We start from the raw sequence: 9,147 nt of genomic DNA, 5'->3' as shown, positions 1-9,147 counted from the left end.
AGGTTCGAGGTCGGTGACGTCGGCCGCGCCGAGGTTGAGCAGCTCGTCCTGCGTGAGGTTGGCGTGCTCGGGGTTGGCGGCGGGATCGACGTAGCCGTCCTGCCCGCCGGCGCTCTCGGTGCGCTCCGAGCAGTCGAGGGCGTTCGGATCGGTGATCCGCTCGACATTCGACGGGAGCGTCAGCGACCGGTAGGTCTCCTCGGGCACGAGCATGAGGCCCTCGAAGAGCATGGGATTCGTGTCGGTCTTGTCGATCGCGAAGGTGTGTTTCCCGGCCTCGGCATCCACGACTCCGAGGTCTTGGAAACTGAACCCCGAATTGACCGGGACGAGCGTGTCGGGGATCTGCTGCTCGAGATCGGCGACCGACATGCCGGACGTGTCTGTGGCCACGCGGCCGGGTTTGTACACGTCGTCGACCGGGAACAGCTTGACGTTCTGCGGCGGGGAGCGCAGCTCGAACGACTCGTCGTACGACAGCGTCGACGAGGAGATGTGCAGCGTGTTCGCGGTGTTCGCCGACCGCATCAGCAGGTGGTACTTCCCGGGCTCTTTCACCGTGACCGGAACGCTGATCTCGGTCGCGCGCGGAAGACCGATGAACGATCCGCGCAGCGTGCCGAAGACCCCCGGCGTGATCATTCCCGTGCGGTTCCATTTGGTGTTCGAGAACAGCAGGAACGAGCGGAACATCGGCGACAGGTAGTAGTTGGATGCCACGACGTCGGGGTTGAACGCGAACATCCGGGTGTCCGGACCCGCGACGGCCTCCGGATGGTCCAGCAGCCACAGGTCGAGCGCCGAGGTGGTCTCGTCGTCGCTGAGCAGATGGATCGTGGACCCCTCAGGATGCGGTTCTCGGGCATGCCGAGCCATTCCCCCTGCAGGCCCGTCACCTTCGTCGCGGGGGAGGGCACCGGCAGCCAGGGGCTGTCGAGTTCGCCGACCTTGATCGTGGTCGTCCAGGTCGAGACGGCGATGTCGCTGTCCACCTGCGGGGCATCGAACACGGGGGCATCACCGGGCACCGTGACCGTGTCGCCCGAGTCGGGCTGCCACACGGCGCCGTCGAAGCGCGACAACGTGACCGCGCGCAGGTACGGCGCGGACGGTGCCGTCGTGTCGACGGTGAGGACGTCGATGTCGCGCGGCTGGCGGAGGTCGTTGCCGAGGTCGAGGTTGGGGTTGATCGTCGTCCCGAAGCCGGCGCCCGACCCCGAGGCGAACCGCAGACCGGGCTGGGGGAGGAGCGGCACGGCGACGAGCGTGACCAGCACCGACACGGCGGCGATCCCGATCGCTGTGGCCGACGCGCCCCACACCCGCGGTCCGATCCGGCGCTGAGGGCCGCTCGCCCGGGTGCGCGAGCGCACGTCCATGCGCAGCAGGAAGAGGATCGTGACGGCGAGGGCGAGCACCGCGGGCACATCGACCGCCGCGGGGATGGCGATCGTCGGGATGAGCGACACGGCGACGAGGCCGACGCCCGCGAGAAGCGGCATCCGCGCGGTCAGGACGACGTGGTCGAGCACGATCGCGAGGCCTGTCACCGCGGCGACGAGCACGAACGACAGGCCCGTGGCGGCGGTGACCGGTGCGATGCCGAGCCGGATCTCCTCCGATGCTCCCGAGAAGAGCGCGGGGATCGAGGCGATCGTCGTCGGGGTGGGGATGATCCCGAGCAGCGCGGTGGAGCGGGCGAAGACGGCCGTGAGCAGGAGCACCCCGACGACGAGTTCGGCGAGCGTGGCCACGAGCGCGGGAAGGCGGGCGAGCCGCACCGCGAGTCCGGTGACGAGCACCGCCGCGGCGGCGGTGACGGCGCCGACGGTCCACGCGCCCGGGGCGATCACCGACAGGACAGGAACGAGGGCGGCCACGATGCCCGCGAAGACGCCGAGGGCGAGCAGGGCGAGGTCGCGTCGACGCCGGACGGGACGCGCGGTGTTCCCGTCAGCCCCCGACACGAGCATCCTCGGGTCGTGCGGCCTCGTCCCAGGCGCGGGCGACATCGCCGCCCGGGCGCACCGAACTCGTGTGCCAGCCGGTGCCGTCGACCGGGTGGTCGGACACGGTGATCAGCAGCGGAAGCGCCGACCGCTGGGCGGCGGCACGCAGCGGGGGCAGGTCGTCCGGCGCGAGCCGTCCGGTGACGACGACCACGGGGCCGAGCATCGCCGCGACCGACGCGGGGACGATGCGGCGCGACGGCACGTCGATGCGGGCGCGCAGGGTCGCGAAGGATGCCGCGAGCGCCCGGGCCTCGGCATCCTCTCCGCCCGCGACGGGCTCGGCGAGGAGCTCGCCGTCGCTGTCGACGACCTCGACCGTGTAGCCCTCGTGCACGAGCCGCGACACCGCGGAGACGCAGACCGACACCGCGGTCTCGAAGGCCGGGTCGCCGCCGATGGTCTCGGCCGCGATCGGTGACCACCGCGAGAGGGCGCGATCGAACACGACCGTCGCCGCAGGGCTCGACTCCTGCTCCTCCTGCCGCACCATCAGCGTGTCGCGGTGGGCGGTCGCCCGCCAGTGGATGCGGCGCATGGAGTCGCCGGGGGCGTAGGGGCGGGCGACGAGGTTGTCGGCGCCCTGACCGAGTTGGAGTGCCGCGCTCTGCCGGGTACCGCCGGCCTCGCCCGGGGTCGCGGGAAGCGGACCGAGCTCGACGACCGTGGGCGCGACCGTGAGCGCGGACGCCCGGCCGACGCGGAAGCGACGGCGCACCAGTCCGAAGGGGTCGGTCGTCGTGACCCGGACCGGCCCGAGCTCGTAGCTTCCGCGCACGGCCCCGCGGACCTCGTAGCGCAGGTGCACCGGCGCGCCGGAGCGCCGCAGAGTGGATGCCGCGGCGGGGAAGCCGCCCTCCGCGCGCCCCTCGAGACCGGACGGAAGGCCGTCCGACCACCGTCCGGGGAGGGTCGGCAGCGCGCTGTTCACCCGCACCGCGAGCTGCACCTCGGCGAGGCCGCCGACCTCGGGGACCTCGGGACTCACGGTGCGGACGACTTCTCCGGACGCGCGGACGAGGAGCGCGCTCGCCGCCGCGAACACGACCAGTGCCACCAGGAGCACGCCGAAGTAGAGGAGCTCGGGGATCGCGGCGCGCTCGGCGACGATGAGGGCCACCACGCCGAGGGCGACGGCGCCGGTGCCTCGCAGGGTCAGCGGCCAGCGCTCCTTCACGACGTGCTCACGCTCGCTGGGCCAGCGGAACGCGCACGCTCGCGGCGATCCGCTCGAGCGCGTCCGCCACGACGACGGCCCCGGCCCGGCCGCCTGCCGCGGACCGGTTCGCGATCACGCGGTGGGCGAAGACGGGCGCGAGCAGCGCCGTGAGGTCGTCGGGGATCACGTAGCCGCGGCCGTCGAGCGCCGCCCGCACCTTGGCCGCGCGGACGAGCTGCAGGGTTGCGCGGGGGCTCGCCCCTAGGCGGATGTCGGGGTGGGAGCGCGTGGCCTGGGCCAGTGCGACGGCGTACTCCTCGAGCGCGGGGGCGACGTGCACCCCACGCGCCCAGGCGATCATGGCGGTGACCTGCGGCGCAGAGACGACGGGGGTGAGCGCATCGAGCGGGTTGACGGTGTCGCGCTGGCGGAGCATGAGCGTCTCGGCCGCGGCATCCGGGTACCCCATGGAGATCCGGAGGAGGAAGCGGTCGCGCTGCGCCTCGGGGAGCGCGTACGTCCCCTCCATCTCGAGCGGATTCTGCGTCGCCACGACCAGGAAGGGAGAGGGGAGCACGTGGGTGCGTCCGTCCACAGTGACCTGGCGTTCCTCCATCGCCTCGAGCAGCGACGACTGCGTCTTGGGGGACGAGCGGTTGATCTCGTCGGCGATGACGATGTGCGCGAAGACCGCGCCCGGCGTGAACTCGAACCGCCGCTCGACAGGGTTGAACACCGACACGCCGGTGATGTCGCCGGGCAGCAGATCGGGAGTGAACTGGATGCGACGCACGTCGGCGTCCACCGTCGCCGCGAGGGCGCGCGCGAGCATCGTCTTGCCGACGCCGGGAACGTCCTCGATCAGCAGGTGGCCCTCGGCGAGAAGTGCGATGAGCGCGCTCCGCACGGCATCCGGTTTCCCGTCGATCACGCGCGACATCGACGCGAGGATGCGCTCGGCGAGCCGCGCGAAACCCTCCGCATCCAGGGGTTCGTCGACCTCGGCGCCCACGGGCTTCAGGTCGGGGCGGCGTAGCCGCGGGGCCGCCTCGGGCGTCACCGTCTCGTCCATGGCATCCCTCGTGTCGCATCGCGGCGGAGGAGCGTTTCGGGCCGCCGTGACCTGATCGTAACCTGCGGGAACACGCTGCGGGTCGGAATACGGCACCTGCTCAGGTGCGCGACGGCCCTAGGATCGGGCATCGTTGCCGACCCGAGGAGAACGACATGACCGAAGCCGCCGCCGTACTCGCCGTCGACATCGGTGGGACGAAGGTGGATGCCGCCGTCGTCACCGCCGCGGGCGAGGTCGTTCGCGCGAGCGTCGCTCGCCGCCCGACCGGACGGGAGAACAGTCGCGAGGTCATCGCGGGCAACATCCGCGCCGCCGCCGAGGAGGCGCTCGCCGCCGTCCCCGACGTGCGCGTCGGTGCGATCGGTGTCGGCAGCGCCGGTCCGGTGGACCTTCCCGCGCGGTCGGTGTCGCCGCTCAATCTTCCCCAGGTCGAGGGTCTCGTGATCGACGAGGTCCTCGGCGGCCTGGTCGACGGTCCCCTCACCCTCGCGCTCGACGGCACCTGCATCGCGCTGGCCGAGCACTGGCGCGGTGCCCTCGTCGGCACGACGAACGCGATGGCGATCGTGGTGTCGACGGGTGTGGGCGGGGGCCTCGTGATGGACGGCCGCCCGGTCACCGGCTCCACGGGCAACGCCGGGCACCTCGGGCAGACGTTCGTCCGCACGATCGACGGCGACCCCGCGGTCGCGACGCTGGAGGCCGTGGCCGCCGGTCCCGGTTCGGTGGCGTGGGCACGATCCCGTGGGTGGGTCGGCGAGACCGGGCTCGACCTGGCGGCGTCCTACCGTGCGGGCGACGAGATCGCCGTCGCCGCCGTGCGCCGCTCCGCCGCCGCCGTCGGGCAGGCGATCGCCGCCGCCGCGACGCTCTGCGACCTCGAGGCCGTCGCGGTCGCGGGCGGTTTCGCGAGGGTCGCCGACGACTACGTCGACCTGGTGGCCGCCGCCGCCCACGACGCCGCGCTCCACGCATACGCGCGTCGGTGCCGCGTCGTTCCGTCCGGACTCGACGGCGACGGCCCGCTGCTGGGGGCCGCCGCGCTCGCGCTCGGCGCGTGACACCCGTCGACGACGGTACGGTTACCGCATGACGATGGGGCAGGACGGGGGATCGCGGCGTCGCGGCTCGAACCTGCCCGCGGTCGGCACCTACAACCAGGTGCTCGTGCTCGACCTCATCCGGCGCGCCCCGGACGGCATCAGCCGAAGCGAGCTCGCCGAGCGGACGGGATTGGCGCCGCAGACCTTGACGAACCTGACCCGGCGTCTCGCGGTCGAGGGGCTCATCGCCGAGGCGGGGAAGGTCATCGCCGGCCCCGGCAAGCCGCGGACCCTGCTGGCGCTGAACCCCGAGTCGCGGTTCGCGGTCGGCGTGCACCTCGACCCCTTCGTCGACACGCTCGTCGTTCTCGATCTGGCGGGCAAGGTCGTCGCGCGGGCGGAACACACGCCGCTCACGGCCGCACCCGGACCCGTGATGACCGCGTCGCTGGCCGACGCCGTCAACGACCTGCTCGCCACGTCCGGTGTGCCGCGCGATCGGCTGCTGGGTATCGGCGTCGCCGCGCCCGGACCGTTCGATCCGCGCGACGGGCGTCTGCTGAACCCGCCGCTGCTGCCCGCGTGGCACAACGTTCCGCTCCGCGATCAGCTCCACACCGCCACCGACTTGCCCGTCGTCCTCGAGAAGGACGTCGTCGCGGCGATCGTGGGGGAGATGTGGTTCGACCGCCGCGACAGAGTGTCGAACGCGATGTTCCTGTACTACGGCGCCGGCGTCGGCATCGGCCTCGCGGTGGAGGGCTCGCCGGTCCGGGGCCTCACCGGGAACGCGGGAAACATCGCGCACATGATCGTCGATCCCACGGGACCGGTGTGCGCGTGCGGTGCGCGCGGGTGCCTCGGCGTGGCGATCGAGCCCGAAGTGCTGCTCCGCGCCGCCGGGATCGACCCCGCTCCGTACGCCGCGGGTTCGGGCCTCCCCGGCGCGCTGCGCGACCTCGCCGAGCGCGCCCAAGCCGGGGATGAGCGGGCGCGCAGCGTGGTCGAGACCGCGGCGCAGCGGATGGCGCGGGCGGTGGTCGAGGTGAACAATCTCCTCGACCTGGACACCGTCGTCGTGGGCGGGGTGGCGTGGTCCGCCCTGTCCGACGTCTTGCGCGTTCCGCTGGTGGAGGGCCTCGCGTCCTCCCGGGCGTCGACGGCGACGCTGCCGGTGACGCTGCAGGATTCTCTCCTGGGCACGGATGTGGCCGCCGTCGGTGCGGCCTGCCTGATCTTGGATGAGTCGTTCACGGCCCGACCGGCCGACCTCATGATCACCGCCTGAGCTCCGCGAGATACGCCGCTGGGGGCGGAGCCGTGCCCCGGACGCGGGTGCGGACCGGGGCACGGCAAGGCATCCGAACAGGCCCGGATATTCGTGCTTGCCGTATTTACTCTGTTTGATAGAGTAAACGCGGTTCGACCCCGAAGGAGGAGTCGGCGACCTAGCAAAGGAGCAGGAATGCGAATCAGAGCCCTCGGCGTGATCGGCGTTGTCGGGATCGTCGGTGCGAGTCTGGCCGGATGCAGCGCGGGAGGCTCGTCCGCCGCCCCGGCGACCGAATCCGGCGAACGCACGATCACCGTGGCGTACCAGAAGACCTCGGCCTTCCATCAGCTCGACGATCTCTTCCAGAAGGTCAAGCCGGAGTTCGAGGCCGCCAACCCGGGCGTCACCGTCAAGCTCCAGCCCATCGAGTCCGAGAACGACTACTTCACCAAGCTCGCCCTCATGAACGGCTCACCCGACACGGCGCCCGACGTGATGTACGAAGACAGCTTCCAGATCCGCTCCGACGCGGCCGCCGGCTACCTCCTCCCGCTCGACGACTACGTCAACGGATGGGCCGACTGGAGCCAGTTCTACGACGCGGCCAAGCAGGCCGGCTATGGCGACGACGGCAAGACCTACGGCGTGTCCATGGGAACCGACACGCGCGCCATCTACTTCAACAAGCAGATCTTCGCCGCCGCCGGTCTCCCCGCCGACTGGCAGCCGAAGACCTGGAAGGACATCATCTCCGCCGCGCAGAAGATCAAGGCGGCGGAGCCGGATGTCATCCCGCTCAACATCTACGGCGGCAAGGCCGCCGCGGAGCAGACCTCGATGCAGGGTCTGGAGATGCTGCTCTACGGCACCGGCTCGACGCTCTACAACACCGACAGCCAGAAGTGGGTCACCGGGTCGGCCGGTATGACCGACGCGCTGCAGTTCTACAAGGACATCTACGCCGACGGGGTGGCCACGCCGCTCGATCTGGCATTGGACTCCACGATCGGCAGCCGCGTCTCCACCGAACTGCTGCCGCAGGGCAAGCTCGCGATGGCCATCGACGGCTCGTGGCTGCCGGGTGGCTGGAGCGAGGGCAAGAACGCGTGGCCCGCGTGGGAGAGCACGATCGGACTGGCGAAGATGCCGACGCAGGACGGCGGCGACCCCGGCTTCACGTCGATGTCCGGCGGCTGGACCCTCGCCGTCGGTGCCCAGAGCAAGCACCCCCGCACCGCGTTCGACTTCGTCGCGATGGCGCTCAACCAGGAGAACACGCTCAAGTACGACACCGAGAACAGCCAGATCGCCGTGCGCAAGGACGTGGCGACCTCCGACGCCTACCTGAGCTACAACCCCACGTTCTCGTTCTTCTCGGACCTGGTCCAGTACACGCACTTCCGTCCCACGACGCCGGACTACTCGCAGATCTCCAGCGCTCTCCAGGCCGCGACGGAATCCGTGATCACCGGCCAGGCCACCCCCGAGGACGCGGCGGCGACGTACGACGACGCGGTGACGAAGATCGTCGGCAAGAACGCCGTGGAGCAGGGCAACTGATCCGATGACGACGACGTCTCCGGTTCGCCTCCTCCCCGCCCCGACCGGGGCGGGGAGGAGGCGGGCCTCCGCCCTGCGGTCGCTCGGCCGCTCCACGCCGCTCCTGCCGGCGCTGGTGCTCCTGGCGATCTTCCTCCTCGGCCCCATCGTCTACGCGATCTGGGGATCGCTCACCAACACCGCCCTCACCGGGTACAAGGCGGCGAAGCCGCAGTTCATCGGCCTCGACAACTACGCCGCGCTGCTCGGCGACAAGGACTTCTGGACCGCGGTGCTGCTGACTGTCGCGTTCGTGTTCTTCTCGGCGATCGTCGGTCAGAACGTGCTGGGCCTGGCCCTGGCCGTCCTGATGCGGTCGTCGTCGAAGCCCGTGGCCACGATCGTGGGTGCCCTCGTCGTCGTGGCCTGGGTGCTCCCGGAGATCGTCGCCGCGTTCGCGCTGTACGCCTTCTTCTCCGCGGACGGCACCGTGAACGCCGCGCTGCAGGCCGTGGGGCTCGCGCCGGTGAGCTGGCTCATCCAGTACCCGATGCTCGCGGTCATCCTCGCCAACGTGTGGCGCGGCACCGCGTTCTCGATGCAGGTCTACAGCGCCGCTCTGGCCGAGGTCCCCCAAGAGGTGTCCGAAGCCGCGCAGTTGGACGGCGCCAACTCCGTCCAGCGCTTCTTCCTCGTCACGCTGCCGATGATCCGCCGTTCCATCTCGACGAACCTCATGCTCATCACGCTGCAGACGCTCGGCACCTTCGGGCTCATCTGGGTGATGACCGGCGGCGGTCCCGGCATCCAGAGCACCACTCTGCCGGTCCTGGCGTATCAGCAGGCGTTCCAGTTCGCGCAGGTCGGGTACGGCACCGCGATCGCGACCGTGACTCTCGTCCTGGGCGCGGTGTTCGCCGTCCTCTACATCAAGATCCTGAAGCCGGAGGTGGAGTGATGACCGCCGTGTCCCTTCCGACCCGACGTCCGCGCGTGCGTCCCTCCGTGGCCTCGCCCACGCGCCGGGAGCCCGCTGGGTGTCCGACATC

At 71.1% G+C, this 9,147-nt stretch carries 8 protein-coding genes; 4 read left to right on the top strand and 4 right to left on the bottom strand.

Annotated features, from left to right (window positions below):
- The 4 genes from I5G_RS08030 to I5G_RS08015 form a co-directional block, all read right to left on the bottom strand.
- On the bottom strand, window positions 1-744 hold a 744-nt coding region (locus I5G_RS08030; RefSeq protein WP_204365551.1), incomplete at its 3' end, for a hypothetical protein.
- Window positions 639-1,967 carry a DUF3488 domain-containing protein gene (locus tag I5G_RS21380; protein ID WP_148286443.1) on the bottom strand — a complete coding sequence of 443 codons (1,329 nt, stop codon included), beginning with the start codon at window positions 1,965-1,967 and terminating at the stop codon, window positions 639-641. The genes I5G_RS08030 and I5G_RS21380, both read right to left, overlap by 106 nt.
- Complete coding sequence (locus I5G_RS08020; protein ID WP_022878591.1) at window positions 1,954-3,186, bottom strand: DUF58 domain-containing protein; 1,233 nt, start codon at window positions 3,184-3,186, stop codon at window positions 1,954-1,956. Before I5G_RS08020 ends, I5G_RS21380 begins: the two co-directional genes overlap by 14 nt.
- Window positions 3,187-3,193: 7 nt before the next feature.
- Window positions 3,194-4,108, bottom strand: coding sequence for a MoxR family ATPase (locus tag I5G_RS08015; RefSeq protein ID WP_239642514.1), 915 nt, complete (start codon window positions 4,106-4,108; stop codon window positions 3,194-3,196).
- A 287-nt stretch (window positions 4,109-4,395) separates the two neighbouring features.
- On the opposite strand from I5G_RS08015, the gene I5G_RS08010 reads away from it, so the two are divergent.
- The 4 genes from I5G_RS08010 (at window position 4,396) to I5G_RS07995 (ending at window position 9,056) form a co-directional block, all read left to right on the top strand.
- Entirely contained in the window at window positions 4,396-5,304 is a 909-nt protein-coding gene (locus I5G_RS08010) for an ROK family protein (RefSeq protein ID WP_022878589.1), read from the top strand.
- A gap of 28 nt (window positions 5,305-5,332) precedes the next feature.
- Window positions 5,333-6,574 (top strand): ROK family transcriptional regulator, encoded by a 1,242-nt coding sequence (locus I5G_RS08005; RefSeq protein WP_022878588.1) that lies wholly within the window; start codon window positions 5,333-5,335, stop codon window positions 6,572-6,574.
- 177 nt (window positions 6,575-6,751) lie between these two features.
- The gene (locus I5G_RS08000; protein WP_022878587.1) at window positions 6,752-8,119 is read left to right on the top strand and encodes an extracellular solute-binding protein; all 1,368 of its coding nucleotides are present in this window, start codon (window positions 6,752-6,754) and stop codon (window positions 8,117-8,119) included.
- Window positions 8,120-8,123: 4 nt separating this feature from the next.
- Window positions 8,124-9,056 carry a carbohydrate ABC transporter permease gene (locus I5G_RS07995; protein WP_022878586.1) on the top strand — a complete coding sequence of 311 codons (933 nt, stop codon included), beginning with the start codon at window positions 8,124-8,126 and terminating at the stop codon, window positions 9,054-9,056.
- Window positions 9,057-9,147 lie beyond the last annotated feature (91 nt).

This window comes from Microbacterium sp. B19 (assembly GCF_000333395.1).
Lineage (GTDB): Bacteria > Actinomycetota > Actinomycetes > Actinomycetales > Microbacteriaceae > Microbacterium.
The sequence above is the reverse complement of the archived record's forward strand: the minus strand, read 5'-3'. Positions and strand labels throughout refer to the sequence as shown.